15 protein-coding genes are annotated in these 18442 nt (G+C 71.0%); 10 read left to right on the forward strand and 5 right to left on the reverse strand.

The annotated features are described in order from the left end of the window. Positions 1-15 precede the first annotated feature (15 nt). Together ACSQ14_RS18340 and ACSQ14_RS18345 are read right to left on the reverse strand one after the other, a co-directional pair. Complete coding sequence (locus ACSQ14_RS18340) at positions 16-795, reverse strand: SDR family NAD(P)-dependent oxidoreductase (protein WP_436015576.1); 780 nt, start codon at positions 793-795, stop codon at positions 16-18. Positions 796-931: 136 nt separating this feature from the next. Continuing rightward, complete coding sequence (locus tag ACSQ14_RS18345) at positions 932-1936, reverse strand: AraC family transcriptional regulator (RefSeq protein WP_436015578.1); 1005 nt, start codon at positions 1934-1936, stop codon at positions 932-934. Positions 1937-2086: 150 nt separating this feature from the next. On the opposite strand from ACSQ14_RS18345, the gene ACSQ14_RS18350 reads away from it, so the two are divergent. From ACSQ14_RS18350 to ACSQ14_RS18395, 10 genes are all read left to right on the forward strand, one after another. After that, a complete protein-coding gene (locus ACSQ14_RS18350) occupies positions 2087-3049 on the forward strand; it encodes a quinone oxidoreductase family protein (RefSeq protein WP_436015580.1) in 963 nt (320 codons plus the stop codon). 46 nt (positions 3050-3095) lie between these two features. Next, positions 3096-4001, forward strand: a complete 906-nt coding sequence (locus ACSQ14_RS18355) for a TauD/TfdA dioxygenase family protein (RefSeq protein ID WP_436015582.1) — start codon at positions 3096-3098, stop codon at positions 3999-4001. Positions 4002-4054: 53 nt separating this feature from the next. Continuing rightward, positions 4055-5110, forward strand: coding sequence for a 3-keto-5-aminohexanoate cleavage protein (locus ACSQ14_RS18360; RefSeq protein WP_436015584.1), 1056 nt, complete (start codon positions 4055-4057; stop codon positions 5108-5110). 80 nt (positions 5111-5190) lie between these two features. Continuing rightward, entirely contained in the window at positions 5191-5754 is a 564-nt protein-coding gene (locus ACSQ14_RS18365) for an RBBP9/YdeN family alpha/beta hydrolase (protein ID WP_436015586.1), read from the forward strand. Further along, positions 5747-6856: a YeiH family protein gene (locus ACSQ14_RS18370; RefSeq protein ID WP_436015588.1), complete on the forward strand. Its 1110-nt coding sequence runs from the start codon at positions 5747-5749 to the stop codon at positions 6854-6856. Before ACSQ14_RS18365 ends, ACSQ14_RS18370 begins: the two co-directional genes overlap by 8 nt. Further along, positions 6853-8124: an MFS transporter gene (locus ACSQ14_RS18375; RefSeq protein WP_436015590.1), complete on the forward strand. Its 1272-nt coding sequence runs from the start codon at positions 6853-6855 to the stop codon at positions 8122-8124. Before ACSQ14_RS18370 ends, ACSQ14_RS18375 begins: the two co-directional genes overlap by 4 nt. 49 nt (positions 8125-8173) lie before the next feature. Further along, on the forward strand, positions 8174-10504 hold the full coding sequence (locus tag ACSQ14_RS18380) for a TonB-dependent receptor (RefSeq protein ID WP_436015592.1): 2331 nt from the start codon (positions 8174-8176) through the stop codon (positions 10502-10504). 53 nt (positions 10505-10557) lie between these two features. Continuing rightward, entirely contained in the window at positions 10558-12306 is a 1749-nt protein-coding gene (locus ACSQ14_RS18385) for an acyl-CoA dehydrogenase (RefSeq protein WP_436015594.1), read from the forward strand. 25 nt (positions 12307-12331) lie between these two features. Beyond that, entirely contained in the window at positions 12332-13957 is a 1626-nt protein-coding gene (locus tag ACSQ14_RS18390; RefSeq protein ID WP_436015596.1) for a long-chain-fatty-acid--CoA ligase, read from the forward strand. Between the two features lie 199 nt (positions 13958-14156). Next, complete coding sequence (locus tag ACSQ14_RS18395; RefSeq protein ID WP_436015598.1) at positions 14157-14600, forward strand: GlcG/HbpS family heme-binding protein; 444 nt, start codon at positions 14157-14159, stop codon at positions 14598-14600. A gap of 47 nt (positions 14601-14647) precedes the next feature. Here ACSQ14_RS18395 and paoC read toward each other — a convergent pair whose 3' ends face one another. From paoC to paoA, 3 genes are read right to left on the reverse strand one after another with little or no spacing between them, the layout of a single operon-like run. After that, positions 14648-16849, reverse strand: coding sequence for an aldehyde oxidoreductase molybdenum-binding subunit PaoC (gene paoC / locus ACSQ14_RS18400; RefSeq protein WP_436015600.1), 2202 nt, complete (start codon positions 16847-16849; stop codon positions 14648-14650). A 4-nt stretch (positions 16850-16853) separates the two neighbouring features. Next, positions 16854-17804, reverse strand: coding sequence for an FAD binding domain-containing protein (locus tag ACSQ14_RS18405; RefSeq protein ID WP_436015602.1), 951 nt, complete (start codon positions 17802-17804; stop codon positions 16854-16856). After that, positions 17801-18436, reverse strand: a complete 636-nt coding sequence (paoA, locus tag ACSQ14_RS18410; RefSeq protein WP_436015604.1) for an aldehyde dehydrogenase iron-sulfur subunit PaoA — start codon at positions 18434-18436, stop codon at positions 17801-17803. Before paoA ends, ACSQ14_RS18405 begins: the two co-directional genes overlap by 4 nt. Positions 18437-18442: the final 6 nt, after the last annotated feature.

Consider the following 18442-nt stretch of genomic DNA (forward strand, 5'->3'; position numbering starts at 1 on the left):
GCGTCCAGCCCGCGTTCAATCCGTGAAGCCGGCGATAGTCGGCCCGCCGTCGACGGCGAGCGTCTGCCCGGTGATGTAGGAGGCGTAGTCGCTGGCGAAGAACAGGATGGCGTAGGCCACCTCCTCGCAGGTGCCCGGCCGGCGGAGCGGGAAGCGGGCGCTGACCTCCTCCAGATTATAGACGCCGGCTTCCAGGCGGCCCTTCATCTTCTCGGTCGCCGTCATGCCGGGCGCGACGCAATTGACGCGGATCCCATGCGGGCCCCATTCGGCGGCCGCCACCCGGGTGAGCATCTGAATGCCCGCCTTGCCGGCCGAATAGGGCACCTCCCCCATCGTGCCGCTGATCCCGGCCACCGACGAGATGTTGACGATCACCCCCGCCTTCCGCTCCAGGAAGTGCTTGCCGACCTCCATCGTGCAGTAGGCGGCGCTGTCGAGATTGAGCGCGCGTCCCCATTGCCAGACCTCCGGCGTCAGCTTCCGCAGCGACGACCGCACCGAGTTTCCGGCGTTGTTGATCAGGATGTCGATGCCGCCGAACGCCTCCAGCGCGCGATCGACCATCGTCTTGACCTGTTCCGGATCGGTGACGTCGGCGACCACGGCCAGGCAACGCCGCCCCGTCGTGCTTCGGATGAGTTCGGCGCGGCGCTCCAGTTCGTCCGGCCGACGCGCGGCGATCACCACGTCGGCGCCGTTCTCGGCGAACATCTGCGCCGTGACCGCCCCGATGCCTTGGCTCGCGCCGGTGACGAGGACGACTTTGTCGTGAAAGTTCCAAACCGCCGGCATAGGCCCTCCCCGCATCTGTCACTTTTCTCTCGCCGCCCAGCAGAGCCGTGGCCTCACGGGGTGGATAGATAGCGATCGCTATCCAGACGGCGTTCCCGACGGCGACGCAAGCCGCAGCAGCGCCCGACCGCGAGCTTTAGATCGAGCGGACCTGAGCCCGGCGGCGGCTCGCCGAGCAGCCGAATTCCTCGGCGAACCAGCGGCTGAACGAACTCTGCCGTGAAAAGCCGACCATCGCGGCGACGCGCCCGAGGGGAAGTCCGGGGTTGGCGACGTAGCGCAGCGTCGCTTCGCGGCGAACGTCGTTGAGCAGGCGGCTGAAGTCCGCGCCCTCGCGCGCCAGCCGGCGCTGCAGCGTCCGCTCGTTGAGCCCGAGGCTCTCGCTCACCCGGGTGATCGAGGCCCCGCCGCTCGGCAGCAGCAGGTAGATCGCCTTCTGCACGTCCTGGGCGACCGCGCGGCGCTCGGCCTGGGGGAGGCTGCGGACGTAGCGCTCGGCGAACGCGGCCAGCGCCGGATCGGCCGCCGGATTCGGCGCGGCGAGGTCCTCGCGCCGGCAGGTCAGGCCATTGAAGTCGCTGTTGAACTCGACGATCGGCCCGAACACCCGGTTGTGGGCGACGAGGCTGGCCGGCGCGGCGTGGGTGAAGTTCACAGTTTGAGCCCGCCAGCGGCTGCCCAGCATGGTGCGGAACACCCGGTACATCACGCCCACCGCCAGTTCGTAGGCCTGGCGCAGCGGCGTCTCGGCGCCGACCAGCAACTCCTCCCGGACGATCACCACGTCGCCGTGCTCCTCGACCCGCAGCACCAGGGACTCGTTGAGCAGCAGCTGGTAGTCGACGATGGTCTGCAGCGCGTCGCCCATCGTCGGCTGGTGGGTGATCAAGAGACTGAGCGGCCCGAAGTCCGACAGGCGACGGGACTCGGCCATCTGCAGGCCGACCGTCTCGCAGTTCCCCTCCCCCGCCGTCGCCTCCAGCAGGGCCGAAACCATGGCGCCCGGCAACCGCACGTCGCGGTCAGTCAGCGCCCGCCGGTCGATGCCGACCCGGCGCAGCATGGCGGTGGGATCGAGGCCTAGCCGCGCGGCCACCTCGACGTAATTCGACAGGGAGGCGCCTCGCACATTGAAGGTCATCGGCTTAGCCCACGTGTCGCAGAACGCTGTCGTGAACCGAAAAATGGGTGTCGTCAAAGGAAAAACCGGCCTCGCCGGACGTCCTAATTTGCCCTGGCCTGAGGGCGGCCGCGAGCCGCCAGAGCGAGGGAGCGGCGAGTGCATAAGGCGGTGCGTTTCTACGAAGTCGGCGGTCCCGAGGTCATGCGCCTCGAGGACGTTGAGGTCGGCGAGCCCGGGCCGGGCGAGGCGCGCGTGCGCCACGTCGCCGTCGGGCTGAACTTCGCCGACACCTATTTCCGCACCGGCCTCTATCCGGCGCAGCTGCCGGCCGGGATCGGCGTCGAAGCCGCCGGCGTCGTCGAGGCCGTCGGCCCCGGCGTCACCCAGGTCGCCCCCGGCGACCGCGTCGCCTACACCGGCAGCCCGCTCGGCGCCTATTCCACCGCCCGGGTGATGCCGGCCGCCTTCCTGGTGAAGCTGCCCGAGGCGATCGCCTTCGAGACCGCCGCGGCGATGATGATGCGCGGCCTGACCTCGGCCTATCTGATGCGCCGCATCTGGCCGCTGAAGGCCGGCGACCCGATCCTTCTGCACGCCGCCGCCGGCGGCGTCGGCCTGATCGTCACTCAGTGGGCGAAGCTGCTCGGCCTGACCGTGATCGGCACCGTCGGCAGCGAGGCCAAGGCCGAAGTCGCCCGCGCCCACGGCTGCGACCACGTGATCCTCTACGGCCGGGAAGACGTGGCTAAGCGGGTGCGCGAACTGACCGGCGGCGTCGGCGTGCCGGTGGCCTACGACAGCGTCGGCAAGGACACCTATCTCGGCTCGATGGGCGCGCTGATGCGGCGCGGCCTGCTGGTCAACTTCGGCACCGCGTCCGGTCCGATCCCGGCGTTCGACCTGCTGCAGCTGGCGCTGCACGGCTCGCTCTACGTCACCCGCCCGGCGCTGGCCGACTACATCGCCGACCCGACCGAGCGGGGGCAGCTCGCCGCCGAGCTGTTCGACCACGTCGCCTCCGGCCGCATCCGGATCGAGATCAACCAGCACTACCGCCTGGAGGACGCCGTGCGCGCCCACCGCGAGCTCGAAGGCCGGCGCACGACCGGCTCCTCGATCTTCGTGATCTAGGCGCAAGGCGAGGCCGGGACCGGCCTCGTGGACAAGGGAGGAAACCATGGCGACCGAAGAGGCCAAAGGCCCGGCGGTGCTGAAGACAGGTTCGCTGGGCTCGGTGCAGGTCGAGCCGCTGACCTGCTCGATCGGCGCGCTGCTGTCCAACGTCAACCTGGGCGCGGCGGCGCGCGACGACGCGCTGTTCGCCGAGATCAAGGCGCTGCTGCTGACGCACAAGGTGCTGTTCCTGCGCGACCAGGACTTCACCCGCGCCGAGCACGTCGCCTTCGCCCGCCGGCTCGGTCCGCTGGAGGACCATCCGGCGCTGGGCAGCGATCCGGACACCCCGGGACTGGTCAGGATCTACAAGGACCTGTCGAGCCCGCCGGAGCACTACGAGAACGGCTGGCACTGCGACGGCACCTGGCGCGCCACCCCGCCGATGGGCGCGGTGCTGCGTTGCATCGAGGGGCCGGAGGTCGGCGGCGACACCGTCTGGGCCAATATGGCGAAGGCCTACGAGGACCTCCCGGAGCACATCAAGGCGCAGATCGCTCCGCTGCGTGCGCGCCACTCGATCGAGGCGACCTTCGGCGCGGTAATGCCGACGGAGCGGCGCCACGCCCTGAAGGCGCAGTATCCGGACGCGGAGCACCCGGTGGTCCGCACCCACCCGGAGACCGGCGAAAAGGTCCTCTACGTCAGCGGCTTCACCACCCACTTCGTCAACTTCCATACCCCGGCCAACGTCCGCTACGGCCAGGATTTCGCCCCGGGCGCCTCGGAGCTGCTGAACTACCTGATCGGCCGCGCGGCGATCCCCGAATACCAGGTGCGCTGGCGCTGGCGGCCGAACAGCGTGGCGATCTGGGACAATCGCTGCACCCAGCACTACGCGGTCCAGGACTACTGGCCCGCCGTCCGCAAGATGGAGCGCGCCGGCGTCGTCGGCGACGCGCCGTACTGAACGGCCCTCGCCTCAGCGCTCCCACAAAAAATCCAAGCCCAGGAACCAGTTGGATGAACTTCCTCGACGACTCCCTGCTGCCCGAGAACCAGGAAAACCTGGTCATCACGGTCGCCCCCTACGGGCCGGAGTGGCTGCCGCGCGACTTCCCCGAGGACCTGCCGGTGTCGATGGACGAGCACGTCCAGATGGCGGTCGACTGCTACAACGCCGGCGCCACCGTGCTGCACCTCCACGTCCGTGAGGAGGACGGCCACGGCTCCAAGCGGCTGTCGAAGTTCAACGAACTGATCGGCCGCCTGCGCGAGGCGGTGCCGGACATGATCCTGCAGGTCGGGGGGTCGATCTCGTTCGCGCCGGAGGACGAGGGCCAGGAAGCCAAGTGGCTGTCCGACGACGCCCGGCACATGCTGGCCGAGCTTAGCCCGCGGCCGGATCAGGTGACCGTCGCGGTCAACACCAGCCAGTTCAACGTCGTCGAGCTGATGCAGCCGGGCGACCTCGACGGCACCTCGCTGGGCGAGCCGGCGATGTTCGAAGCCTACCGCGAGATGATCGTCCCGGCCGGCCCCGGCTGGTGCGAGGAGCACGTCCGCCGGCTCAGCGCCGCCGGCATCCAGTCGCACTTCCAGCTCGGCCACATCTCGCAGCTCGACACGCTCGAGCGGATGATGCGCCGCGGGAAGTTCTACGGCCCGCTGATCCTCACCTGGGTGGCGATCGGCGGCGGCTTCGACGCGCCGAACCCCTACACGATGATGAACTTCATCCGGGCGGTGCCGGACGGCGCGGTGCTGACCCTCGAAGCCTCGATGCGCAATGTGCTGCCGCTGAACATGATGGCCATCCCAATGGGCCTGCACGTCCGCTGCGGCAACGAGGACAACCTCTGGACCCAGGACCGCAGCGCCAAGATGACCTCGGTCAAGCAGATCGAGCAGCTGGTGCGGATCTCCCGCGAGTTCGGCCGCGAGATCGCCACGGGCCAGGAAGCCAAGCGCATCTACCGGATCGGCGAGTTCTACCAGAGCACTGACGAGACCCTGGCCAGGAACGGCTACGCGCCGAACCGCCAGCCCGGTCAGAAGGGCTTCCTGCACCACGCCTGACCCGGCCCGGCGGCGCTGGCCGCCGCCTTCCCCTCCTCTCTTCACCGGCCCTGACGGGCCGCGCCAAGGAGCGCGCGCAAGTGCGATCGACCATCCTGTTCGTTCCCGGCCTGCGGGATCACGTGCCTGAACACTGGCAGACCCTGCTAGCGCAGGAGCTGCCGGGCTCGCGCACCGTCGAGCCGCTGACCCACGACAAGCTGAGCTGCGCGGCCCGGGTCGAGGCCTTGGACCAGGCGGTCGCCGAGATCGACGGGCCGGTGATCCTGGTGGCGCACAGCGCCGGCTGCCTGATGGTCGCGCACTGGGCCGAGCGCCATCGCCGGCCGATCGCCGCCGCCCTGCTGGCCTGCCCGGTCGATGCGGAGACACCGTTGCCGGCGGGTTATCCGACGCTGGACGAACTGCAGGCGAACGGCTGGCTGCCGATGCCGCGCCGGCCCTTGCCGTTCCGCGCCGTCGTCGGGGTCAGCAGCAACGACCCGCTGGCTGGCGAGACCCGCTCCGAGGCGCTGGCCGAGGCCTGGGGCGGCGAGATCGCCCGCCTGGGCGAGGTCGGCCACCTCAACCCAGCCGCCGGCTACGGCGCCTGGCCGGCCGGCAAGGGGCTGATCAAAGCCCTGGAGGCGGCCGCCCATGGCTAACGACTACCTGACCGACACCCAGTCAGCGCGGGGGCTGTTCCAGTCCCTCGAGGGCATGGAGGGGCTGACGACGCGGGTCGGCCCGGCGCAGCCGCAGGCGCGCGGCTGGCGCAAGGTCCGGGCGCGGTTCGTGGCCGTCTATCCCGGCGTCCTGGTCGCCTCGACCATCGCCCTGGCCGCCACCTGGCTGTCGCAGCACTACGGCGCGCCGGTGATGCTGTTCGCCCTGCTGTTCGGCATGGCCTTCCATTTCCTGCACGAGGAAGGCCGCTGCGTCGCGGGCATCGAGTTCTCCTCCAAGGCGGTGCTCCGCCTGGGCGTGGCCCTGCTGGGCGCCAAGATCACCGCCGGCCAGATCCTCAGCCTCGGGGTGATGCCGATCCTGACGGTGATCGCCGGCGTCGCCACGACGCTCGGCCTGGGCTTCCTCGTCTCGCGGCTGCTCGGCCAGAGCCGGGCCTTCGGCGTGCTGTCCGGCGGCGCGGTCGGCATCTGCGGCGCCTCGGCGGCGCTGGCGATCGCCTCGGTGCTGCCGCGCACGGACGACAGCGAGCGCGACACCATCCTCACCGTGGTCACCGTGACGGCGCTGTCGACCGTGGCGATGATCACCTATCCGCTGATCGCCGCCGCCGCCGGCCTCGATCACACCCACGCCGGGATCTTCCTCGGCGGCACCATCCACGACGTCGCCCAGGTGGTCGGCGCCGGCTACACCGTCTCGCCGCAGACCGGCGACGTGGCGACCTATGTGAAGCTGCTGCGGGTGGCGCTGCTGCTGCCGGTGGTGGTGGTCCTCAGCCTCGCCTGGCGGCGCGGCGCGGCCCAACCCGGCGCCCGTGCGCCGCTGCCGGTGCCGCTCTTCCTGCTGGCCTTCGCCGCCCTGGTCGTCGCCGGCAGCCTCGGCTGGCTGCCGAAGCCGGCGGTCGAGGGCGCCTCGACCGTCTCCCGCTGGTGCCTGGTCGCCGCGGTCGGCGCGCTGGGCATGAAGACCTCGTTCGGCGCCCTGGTGAAGGTCGGCTGGCGGCCGGTGCTGCTGATCGTGCTGGAGACCGCCTGGATTGCAGCCCTGGTGCTCGCCGCAGTGTTGGTGTCGCAATGAACGCCGTCCTCGAAACCTCCGACGCCGCCGAGACGCCCGTCGCCGATCGCCGGCGCGCCTGGCTGGTGTTCGCCGTCTCCTTCGCCCTGCTGCTGTCCGACTACATGTCGCGCCAGGTGCTGTCGGCGGTCTTTCCCCAGCTCAAGGCGGAGTGGGCGCTCACCGACGGCCAACTGGGCGCCCTGGGCGGCGTGGTCGCGCTGATGGTCGGCCTGCTGACCTTCCCGCTGTCGCTGGTGGCCGACCGGATCGGCCGCGTCCGCAGCGTCGCGGCCATGGCGCTGACCTGGAGCGTCGCCAGCCTCGCCTGCGGCCTAGCCGCGAACTACGGCCAGATGCTGGCTGCGCGACTGCTGCTCGGGGTCGGCGAGGCCGCCTACGGCAGCGTCGGCCTGGCGGTCGTCTTCACCTATTTCCCGCGCAGCCTGCGAGCGACCATCACCTCGGCCTTCATGGCCGGCGGGCTGTTCGGCTCCTTCCTCGGCCTGACGCTGGGCGGGGCCATCGCCGCCCACTTCGGCTGGCGCGGCGCCTTCCAGATGATGGCCGTGATCGGCTTCGGCCTAGTGGCGGTCTACGCCGCCGTGGTGCGCACTCGCACCGCCACGCCCGAGGACGGCGCGCCCGCGGTCGTGGAGAAGCTCGGTGCGCGCGGCGTCGCCGCGGCACTGTTCGGCTCGCGCAAGCTGGTGCTGACCTACCTGGCCAGCGGCGTGCAGCTCTTCGTCCTGGGGTCGCTGATGGCCTGGACGCCGAGCTATCTCAACCGCGCCTACGGCCTAGAGCCGGCGACCGCGGCGGCGGCGGCGGCGGTCCTGCTGCTCTCCAGCGGCCTGGGAATGATCGTCTGGGGCGTGGTCACCGACCGCACCTGCGCGGCGCGGCCCGGGCGGCGACCGCAGCTGGCCGCGGCCTATGCGCTGACCACCTTCGTCTTCCTGCAGCTGGCGCTCATCCTGCCGGCGGGGCCGGCGCAGATCGCCTGCGCCCTGGTCGGCCTGTTCTGCGCCGGGGCGACCACCGGTCCCGCCGGAGCGATCGTCGGCGACGGCACGCCGCCGGCGGTGCACGGCGCAGCGCTCGCCGTGCTGACGCTCTCCAACAACCTGCTCGGCCTCGCGCCGGGGCCGGCCGTCACCGGCCTGCTCGCCGACTCGCTCGGGCTCAAGGCCGCGCTGCAGATCGCCGGCTGCGCCGCCCTGCTGTCCGCCGTGGGCTTCGCGCTCGTCGGCCGCATCCGCGAGGCCGACCGCGCCAGCTCCAGCTGACGCGCGGCGTCCAGATCCAACCGCAAAAAACTCGTTCGGGGGAAACACCATGCATTATCGCAAGCTATGCCTGTTGGGCGCGTCCGCGTTCGTCCTTGCCGCGGCGGCCACGCCGGCCCTGGCCGGGGACGACCCCGCGGTCATCGAGGAGGTCGTCGTCACCGCCCAGAAGCGGGCCGAGAACGTCCAGGACGTGCCGCTGTCGATCATCGCCGTCTCGGAGAAGGCGATGGCCGCCAAGGGCATCGACGACGCTGTCGACCTGACGCGCGCCGTGCCGAACCTGCGCCTCGACGCCACCGCCCAGCAGGCGGGGATCTCGCTGCGCATCCGCGGCTTCGGCGCGGCCTCCAACTTCGCGATCGACCCGAGCGTCGCGCCCTACATCGACGGCGCCTTCATTCCCCGTCCTGGCGCGATCCTTAAAACCTTCCTCGACGTGGAGAGCGTCGAAGTGCTGCGCGGGCCGCAGGGCACGCTGTTCGGGCGCAACGCCACGGTCGGGGCGATCTCGGTGCGGACCAACGCGCCGTCCACCGCCGGCTTCGCCGCCAAGGTCGGCGGCCAGGTGGCGAAGTACGGCGCCTATCAGGGCGAGGCGATGATCAACGTGCCGGTCAACGACCAGCTCGCCATCCGGTTCGCCGGTCTCGCCAACACCACCGACGGCTTCGTCAAGAACAGCGATGGCCAGACCTACGGCCAGAACTCGCTGGCCGAGGGCCGGCTCTCGGCCAAGTGGGCGCCGACTGACGACCTCACCTGGATCGGCCGGCTCGACTATGCCCGCACCAGCGGCGACGGCGTGGCGATCAACCAGGTCGACGTCGCCACCGCATCGCCGACCCAGCTGGCCCGCTACACGGCCCGCCTCGGCGGCAATCCGACGACGCTCAGCGATCCGCCGAGCTTCAAGACCAACCAGCGCTTCACCAACCTCAATCTGTCGGACACCCAGACGGGGATCACCAGCGATCTTACCTGGAACCCGGGCGGCGACTACACGGTGCGGCTGATCAACGCCTACCGCGACTGGAAGAACAGGCAGAGCGACGGCGACGTGGTCTTCACCACGGCGGACCTTCTGACCCGCGACGGCTCGTTCTCCAGCCAGAGCCAGAGCCACGAGCTGCAGTTCATCTCGCCGAAGGGCGCGCTGCTGAACGGCAAGCTCGATTTCGTCGCCGGCCTCTACTACTTCGACGAGGACTACCGGACGGGCGAGTTCTTCAATCTCGGCGGCCAGTGGTGCAGCTTCGTCATCGCCGCCGCCGCCCCGGGTCTGGTCGGCCCCTGCAACGCCGCGCCGAAGTTCCACGCGACCCAGGGCCAGTTCAGCCAGGGCGCCTCGAGCCTGGCGGCCTATGTGCAGACCACCTACGCCATCACGCCCGACCTCGACCTGATCCTTGGCGCGCGCGAGACCCAAGACCGCAAGTCGGGGTTCTTCCAGCAGGCGATCACCAATCCGACCGCGGCGCTGCTGGCGGTGCCGGAAACCACCCGGATGACGTTCAAGGACACCCGGCCGTCCTGGCGGGCGAACCTGACCTGGCGCGTGCGGCCCGACATCATGGGTTTCGTCAACTACTCGACGGGCTACAAGTCCGGCGGCTTCAATTCGGCCCGCAGCACAGTGGTGCTCGGCCAGAAGCGGGTGTTCAACTCGGAGACCTCGAAGGACTGGGAAGTGGGCGTGAAGTCGATGCTGCTCGACCGGCGCATGCAGCTGAACTTCACCCTCTACCGAACCGACCTCGACAACTTCCAGGACCGCTCGTTCGACGGCTCAACCTTCACCGTGCGCAACGCCGGCAGCGTGCGGGCCCAGGGCTTCGAGCTGGAAGGCCAGGCGCGGCCGGACGAACACTTCGCGCTCGACTGGGGCGTCGCCTATCTGGACTCCAAATTCACCGACAACCAGAACGCGCCCGGCCTGCCGGGCTGCACCGGAGCGGCGACCTCTTGCCCGACGGTGCAGGACCTGACCGACCGGCCGAACACCTTCGCGCCCAAGTGGCAGGTGAACCTCGGCGGCCAGTACAGGACCTCGCCGTTCCTCGGCGGCTACACGGCCACGCTCCGCGGCGACATGAACTACACCTCGGGGATGTACACCTCGAACGACCTGAACCCGCAGAGCTGGGTGAAGGGCGTGACGTTGTGGAACGCCCGGCTGGGCGTCGCCAGCCCGGATCAGAGCCTCAACGTCGACCTGTTCGTCGACAACCTCACCGACGAGCACGTCTTCACCACCAAGTTCCCGCAGATCCTCGATGCGGTGTTCGGGGTGCGTGATCCGACCACCGGCTCGACGCTGATGCGCGGCTTCATGAACACGCCGCGAACCTTCGGCGTGCGCGCCTCGAAGACCTTCTGATCCGGCGCCGGCGCCCTTCCCGGGCGCCGGCCCCCACTTCCCCGGAGTTCTCCATGACCTTCCGCGCTCCCATGCGGGACCTGGCGTTTGCGCTCAGCGCCGCCGGCCACGACGCCCTGCTGGAAACCGCCTTCCCCGACCTCGACGCCGCCACCCTACAGGCGGTGCTGGAGGCGGCTGCAGCCTTCGCCGAGGACGTGCTGGCGCCGCTCAACCAGTCCGGCGACCGCGTCGGCGCGCGGTTCGACGACGGCCGCGTGGTGCTGCCGCCGGGCTTCGCCGACGCCTACCGCCGCTTCGCCGCGGGCGGCTGGACCGGGCTCTCCGCCGATCTCGAGTTCGGCGGCCAGGGGCTGCCGAAGGCCCTCGAGGTGGCGGTGATGGAGATGGTGCACGCCGCCAACATGAGCTTCGGCCTGTGCCCGACGCTCTCGCTGGGCGCCATCGAGGCGCTGAGCCGTCACGGCACCAAGCGCCAGCAGCGCCTGGTGCTGCCGAAGCTGGTCTCCGGAGACTGGACCGGGACCATGAACCTGACCGAGCCGCAGGCCGGCACCGACCTGGCCGCGCTGACCACCAAGGCCGAGCCAGACGGCGAAGGCGGCTACCGGCTCACCGGCCAGAAGATCTTCATCAGCTGGGGCGACCACGATGCGGCGGACAACATCTGTCACCTGGTCTTGGCCCGCCTGCCGGATGCGCCGCCGGGCGTGAAGGGCCTCAGCCTGTTCCTCGCCACGAAGTATCTGGTGAACGACGACGGCTCGCTGGGACCGACCAACGCACTGCGACCCGGCGGGATCGAGCACAAGCTGGGCATCCACGCCTCGCCGACCTGCGTGATGCTGTTCGAGGGGGCGAAGGCCGAGCTGGTCGGCGAGCCGAACCAGGGCGTGGCGCATATGTTCGTCATGATGAACGCCGCGCGCCTGCAGGTCGGGACGCAAGGCGTCGGCGTGGCCGAGCGGGCGTTCCAGCGCGCGCTGGCCTACGCCCAGGAGCGGCGTCAGGGCCGCGCCGTCTGGTCGGCCGAGCCCTCGGCGGTGATCTACGACCATCCCGACGTGCGCCGCACCCTGCTGCTGACCAAGGCGCGGATCGAGGCTGCGCGCGGCATCTGCCTGACCACGGCGATCTGCGCTGACCGGGCGCGCCTGGCCGGCAGCGCCGCCGAGCGCGCCGCCGCCCGCGCCCGCGAGGAGCTGCTGACCCCGATCGCCAAGGCCTGGTCGACCGACGCCGGCGTGCTCGCCGCCTCGGCCGGCCTGCAGGTGCACGGCGGCATGGGCTACATTGAGGAGACCGGCGCGGCGCAACACTACCGCGACGCCCGGATCGCGCCGATCTACGAAGGGACCAACGGCGTCCAGGCGCTCGACCTCGTCGGCCGCAAGCTGCCGATGGCGAACGGCGGCGTCATGGCCGAGCTCTGCGACGAGATGCTGCTGTGCGCCGAGCAGCTGATCGAGATCCCCGAGCTCCGGAGCGTCGCCGCGCGTCTGGCGAGCGCGGTGGCGGCCCTGGACCAGGCCAGCGAGTGGATGCTGCAGAACGCCGGCGCGCCCGCCCAGGCCGCCGCGACGCCGTACCTGCAACTGGCCGGCGACGTGATCGGCGGCTGGGTGCTGGCCCGCCAGGCGCTGGCGGCGGCCGGGTCAACCGAGGCCTGGCTGCGCAGCAAGGTCGCGCTCGCGCGCCTGTACGCGAGCCAGATCCTGACCCAGGCGCCAGGCCAGGTGATCAGCCTCACCGAAGGCTGGGCCGAACTGGCGGAGACCCCCGCCGACGCCCTGGCGGCCTGACCCCCACACCGCAGCGAGCAACGGCATGACCATCCTTCCCGGCCTGATGCAGGACTGGCCGCTCACGGTCGACAAGATCCTCGACTACGCCAAGGCGCAGCACCCGCAGACCGAGATCGTCACCCGCACGGTCGAAGGTCCGATCGCCCGCACCAGCTATGCCGAGTTGCACGGCCGGGCGCGGCGGCTGACCAACGCGCTGAAGGCGCTCGGTGTGCGGCCCGGCGACCGGGTCGCGACGCTCGCCTGGAACACCGCCCGCCACATGGAGGCCTGGTACGCCATCATGGGCATGGGCGCGGTCTGCCACACGCTCAACCCGCGGCTCTTCGTCGAGCAGCTCTGCTACATCATCAACCACGCCGAAGACCGGGTGATCTTCGCCGATCTCAGCTTCCTGCCGACGCTGCTGACCCAGCGGGCCAGGATGCCGAGCGTCGAGCACGTCATCGTCATGACCGACGAGGCGCACATGGCCGAGGTCGACTTCCCCGGCGCGCTCTGCTTCGAGACCCTGGTGCGGGAGAGCCCGGAGGACTGCGCCTGGGGCGGCTTCGAGGAGACCGCCGCGGCGGGCCTCTGCTACACCTCCGGCACGACCGGCGACCCGAAGGGCGTGCTCTACTCCCACCGCTCGAGCTTCCTGCACACCCTGGCGACCCTCGGCCCGGACGTGTTCGGCCTGGGCGCGCGCGACGTGATCCTGCCGATCGTGCCGATGTTCCACGCCAACGCCTGGGGGCTGACCTTCGCCGCGCCCGCCGTCGGCGCCAAGCTGGTGCTGCCGGGCGCGCGGCTCGACGGCCGCTCGGTGCACGAGCTGCTGGAGCGGGAGCGCGTCACCTTCTCGGCCGCGGTGCCGACCGTCTGGCAGGGCCTGCTCACCCACCTGCGCGAGACCGGTGGCAAGCTGAGCACGCTGGAGCGGGTGGTGATCGGCGGCTCGGCGGCGCCCGAAGCGCTGGTGCGCGCCTTCCGCGACGACTACGGCGTCGAGGTGGTCCACGCCTGGGGCATGACCGAGACCTCGCCGCTCGGCGCGATCGCCTCGCCGACGCCCCGGATCGCCGCCCTGCAGCCAGACGCGCAGATGCGCTGCCTCCTGAAGCAGGGCCGTCCGCCGTTGATGGTGGAGATGAAGCTCGCCGACGACGAGGACCGGCGCCTGCCGCACGACGGCCAGGCCTTCGGCCACCTCAAGGTGAAGGGGCCCTTCGTCGCGCGCCGCTACTTCAAGCGCGACGACGAGATGCTCGATGACGACGGCTACTTCGACACCGGGGACGTCGCCACCATCGACGAGCATGGCTTCATGCAGATCACCGACCGGGCGAAGGACGTCATCAAGTCCGGCGGCGAATGGATCTCGTCGATCGAAATCGAGAACCTGGCGATGGGCCATCCCAAGGCGGAGCTCTGCGCGGTGATCGGCGCGCCGCACCCGAAGTGGGACGAGCGGCCGGTGCTGATCGTCAAGCTCCGCTCGGGCGAGACCGCCACGGCCGAGGATTTCCTCAGCTTTCTGGACGGCAAGATCGCCAGGTGGTGGATGCCCGACGCCGTGACCTTCGTCGATGACATCCCGCTCGGCGCCACCGGAAAGATCGACAAGAAGGCGTTGCGCGCAGCCCGCAGCGGCGACCGGGCGTAGAGCGGCCAAGCGCCGGTCCGCCAGCTGGTGCACGCGGAAATTATGCGCGCTGATGCTGGGCCGTGTATCGCCCTTGCGACGGGCGGGCCTTGACGGCCGAGAATCGAACAGATTTTTCGGACCGGCTGACCGATCTTCCGGTGACGCAATCCGCCGGCCGACGGCCGCAACACATCACGACCAGGAAATGAGGTACCCCATGCCGGCGAACGAGCTGACGCTTGCCCAGGCCAACACCATCGTCGAGGCCGCCCTCAAGGAAGGCGCGCGCCTCAAGCTGAAGCCGCTGACGGTGGCGGTGCTGGACGCCGGCGGCCACACGGTCGCCCTGCAACGGCAGGACGGGGCCTCCAACCTGCGGCCGCAGATCGCGACAGCGAAGGCGGCCGGCGCGCTGGCGCTGGGCGTGTCGTCGCGGCAGATCGGCGCCATGGCGCAGGAGCGGCCGCACTTCGTGGGCGCGCTGGCCGCCCTGGGCGCCGGCGCGGCGACGGCGATCGTCCCGGTGGCCGGCGGGGTGCTGATCCGCAGCTCCGACGATCGCATCATCGGCGCCGTCGGGATCACCGGTGACACCTCCGACAACGACGAGGCCTGCGCCCTGGCGGGCGTCGCCGCGGCCGGCCTCTCCGCCCAGGCCTAAGGTCTCAAAAGCCCGGCCGCTCCCTGGGGCGGCCGGGGCCTCTTCAGCTAGTCACCGGCGGTCGGCAGGCCGGCCAGGAGCTTGTCGAGGGTGACCGGATAGTCCCGCACCCGTACGCCAACAGCGTTGTAGATCGCGTTGGCCACGGCCGCGGCGACCCCGCAGATCCCCAGTTCGCCGACGCCCTTGGCCTTCATCGGCGACGAGGTCGGATCGGCTTCGTCGAGGAAGATGACGTCCTGCTGCAGGATGTCGGCATGCACCGGGACCTCGTAGCCGGCCAGGTCGTGGTTGACGAAGAAGCCATGGCGCTTGTCGACCGCCAGCTCCTCCATCAGCGCGGCGCCGAGCCCCATGGTCATCCCGCCGATCACCTGGCTGCGCGCCGTCTTGGGGTTGAGGATGCGCCCGGCGGCGCACACCGCCAGCATCCGTCGGACCCGCACCTCGCCGGTGTCGGCGTCCACCCCGACCTCGGCGAAATGCGCGCCGAACGTCGCCTGCTGGTACTTCCGGGCGAGATCGCCGTATTCCATGACGTCCTCGGCGACCAGGCCGTCGGTCCCCGCCGCTTCGGCGAGCGCGACGCTGCGGTCCCGCTGCCGGACCTGACCGCCGGCGAACACCGCCTCGGCGGCGTCGAAGCCGAGCTTCCCGGTCACCGCCTCGCGCAGCTTGATGCAGGCGGCGTAGACCCCGGCGGTGGAGCTCGCCGCGCCCCACTGCCCGCCCGACCCGGCCGAGACCGGGAAGGTCGAATCCCCCAGCCGCACCACGACCTTGTGCAGGGCCACGCCCAGCATCTCGGCCGCCGTCTGGGCGATGATCGTGTAGGAGCCGGTGCCGATGTCGGTCATGTCGGTCTCAACGGTGACCACGCCGCGGGCGTCCAGCCGCACCCGCGCGGCCGACTTCAGCACCGGCGCTCCGCGGTAGGCCGCCGCGACGCCGAGGCCGACCAGCCATTGGCCTTCGCGGCGGCGCCCGGCGGTCGCCGAGCGCGCTTGCCAGCCGAACCGCTCGGCGCCGAGACGCAGGCACTCGACCAGTTGGCGCTGCGAGAACGGCCGCTCCGGCTTCTCAGGGTCGACCTGGGTGTCGTTGCGGATCCGGAACTCCACCGGATCGAGGCCCAGCTGCTCGGCCATCTCGTCCATGGCGATCTCGAGCGCCATCAAGCCGGTGGCCTCGCCAGGGGCGCGCATCGAGTTGCCCTCGGCCAGGTCGAGCGCGGCGAGCCGGGTGGCGGTCATCCGGTGGGCGCCGGCGTAGAGCAGCCGCGTTTGGTAGACCGCCCCGTCGGCCTTGCCTCCCGGCAGGTCGCCGGACCAGCTCTCGTGCGCGATCGCGGTGATCTTGCCGTCGCGACCGGCGCCGATGCGGACGCGCTGGATGGTCGCCGGGCGGTGCGGGGTGTTGTTGAAGATCAGCGGCCGCTGGAGCGCCACCTTCACCGGCCGGCCCGCCGCCCGCGCGCCGAGCGCCGCCAGCACCGCGTCGGTGCGCAGGTAGAGCTTGCCGCCGAAGCCGCCGCCGATGAAGGGCGAGCTGATCCGCACCTTCTCCTTCGGGATGCCGAGCGTCGTGGCGACGTCGCTGCGCGCCCAGTCGACCATCTGGTTCGAGGTCCAGAGGTCGACGGCGTCGCCGGTCCACGCGGCGATCGTCGCATGCGGCTCCATCATCGCGTGCGCATGGTCGGGCGTGGTGTAGGTGGCCTCGAACCGCACCGGCGCGGCGGCGAAGGCGGCGTCGAAATCGCCGACCGCGCTGTCGGGGGCGCCCCTGCCCGGCTTGACCGCGGCGGCCTGCTCGGCCGCGAGATCGAACCGGCCCTTCGCCACCTCGTACTCGACGCGGACCAGCGCGGCGGCGGCGCGGGCCTGCTCGAAGGTGTCGGCGACCACCAGCGCCAGCGCCTGGTGATAGTGCTCGACCTCCGGCCCGCCCAACAGCCGCGCGGTGTTGCGGTTCGCCTTGCCCAGCGGCCCCGCGGTCTCAGCGGTGACGATGGCCCGGACGCCCGGCGCCCGGCGCGCCCAGCTCAGGTCGATCGCCCGGACCCGCCCCTTGGCGATCCCCGCGCCGACGACGCAGCCGTAGGCGTGGTTCGGCGCGACGGCGTTGCGCTCATAGGCGTAGGCGGCCGCGCCGGCGACCTTCAGCGCGCCGTCGATGCGGTCGGTCGGCTGGCCCACCACCTTCAGCTGGTCGATCGGGTTGGCGCCGGCCGGGGTGTCGAACTTCATCGGTTCAGGCCTTGGCTTGCGCCAGCACGGCGCCCAGCGTGCGCTCGACCAGCGTCAGCTTGAATGCGTTCTGGGCGGTGGGCTTCGCGCCGGCCAGCAAGCCGGCCGCGACCGCCTTGGCGCCGCGCGGCAGCTCGGCCTCGGCGGCCTCGACCCGCCAGGGCTTCGGGGCCACGCCGCCGAGCGCCACCCGGCCGCTTCCGTCCGGCTGCACGACCGCGGCCACCGAGATCAGGGCGAAGGCGTAGGACGCCCGGTCGCGGACCTTGCGGTAGAGCTGCACGCCGCCGAGCGGCTTGGGCAAGGTGACCGCGGTGATCAGTTCGGCCGGGGCCAGCGCCGTTTCGATGTGCGGCGTGTCGCCGGGCAGCCGGTGGAAGTCGGCGATCGGAATGCGGCGGGTCCGGCCGTCCGGCTGGACAGTCTCGACGACCGCGTCGAGCGCGCGCATCGCGACCGCCATGTCGCTCGGGTGGGTGGCGATGCAGGCGTCGCCGCCGCCAAGAACCGCCAGCGGGCGGTTGAAGCCGCCGATCGCCGCGCAGCCGGCGCCCGGGCGGCGTTTGTTGCAGGGCTGGTCGGGGTCGTAGAAGTAGGGGCAGCGGGTGCGCTGCAGCAGGTTGCCGGCGGTCGTCGCCTTGTTGCGCAACTGGCCCGAGGCGCCGGCGAGCAGCGCCCGCGAGAGCAGCCCATAGTCGCGCCGGACCTGCGGGTGGGCGGCAAGATCGGTGTTGCGCACCAGCGCGCCGATCCGCAGGCCGCCCTGCGCCGTCGGCTCGATCCGGTCGAGCGCCAGGCCGTTGAGGTCGATCAGATGCGCCGGCGTCTCGATCTCCAGCTTCATCAGGTCAAGCAGGTTGGTGCCGCCGGCGATGAACTTGGCCCCCTTGGCGCGCGCGGCCGCGGCGGCCGCAGCCGCCGGTGACGTCGCCCGCTCGTAGGAGAAGACCTTCACGCCGGTCTCCCGGCGAACTCGCCGATCGCCTGCTGGATGTTCGCATAGGCCCCGCAGCGGCAGAGGTTGCCGCTCATCCGTTCGCGGGTCTCCTCAACGGTGGCTTGCGGCGGCGCGGTCAGGTCGGCGGTGACATGGCTGGGGATCCCGGCCCGGATCTCGCCCAGCATCGCCACGGCCGAGCAGATCTGCCCCGGCGTGCAGTAGCCGCACTGGAACCCGTCGTGGCGGATGAAGGCGGTCTGCATCGGGTGAAGGCGTTCCGGGACGCCCAGGCCTTCGATGGGGGTGATCCGGTCGCCCTGGTGCATGACCGCAAGGCTCAGGCAGGCGTTGATGCGCCGGCCATCGACGATGACCGTACAGGCCCCGCACTGGCCGTGGTCGCAGCCCTTCTTGGTTCCGGTGAACTGGAGGTGCTCGCGCAGCGCGTCGAGCAAAGTCGTGCGCGTGTCCAGCTTCAGCTCGCGCCGGGCGCCGTTCACCTCGAAGGCGACCTTGGCGAGCACAGGGGGCGCTCCCGCCGCCCCCTGTGCGCCGGCGGACGACGGCGCCGTCGCGGTCGCTGTCGCCGCCGCCCCGACGATCAGCAGATCGCGTCGGGAGATCTCCGGATCAGCAGGCTTGCTCATGCCGCC

It is taken from the genome of Phenylobacterium sp. LjRoot219 (assembly GCF_964252995.1).
GTDB lineage: Bacteria > Pseudomonadota > Alphaproteobacteria > Caulobacterales > Caulobacteraceae > Phenylobacterium.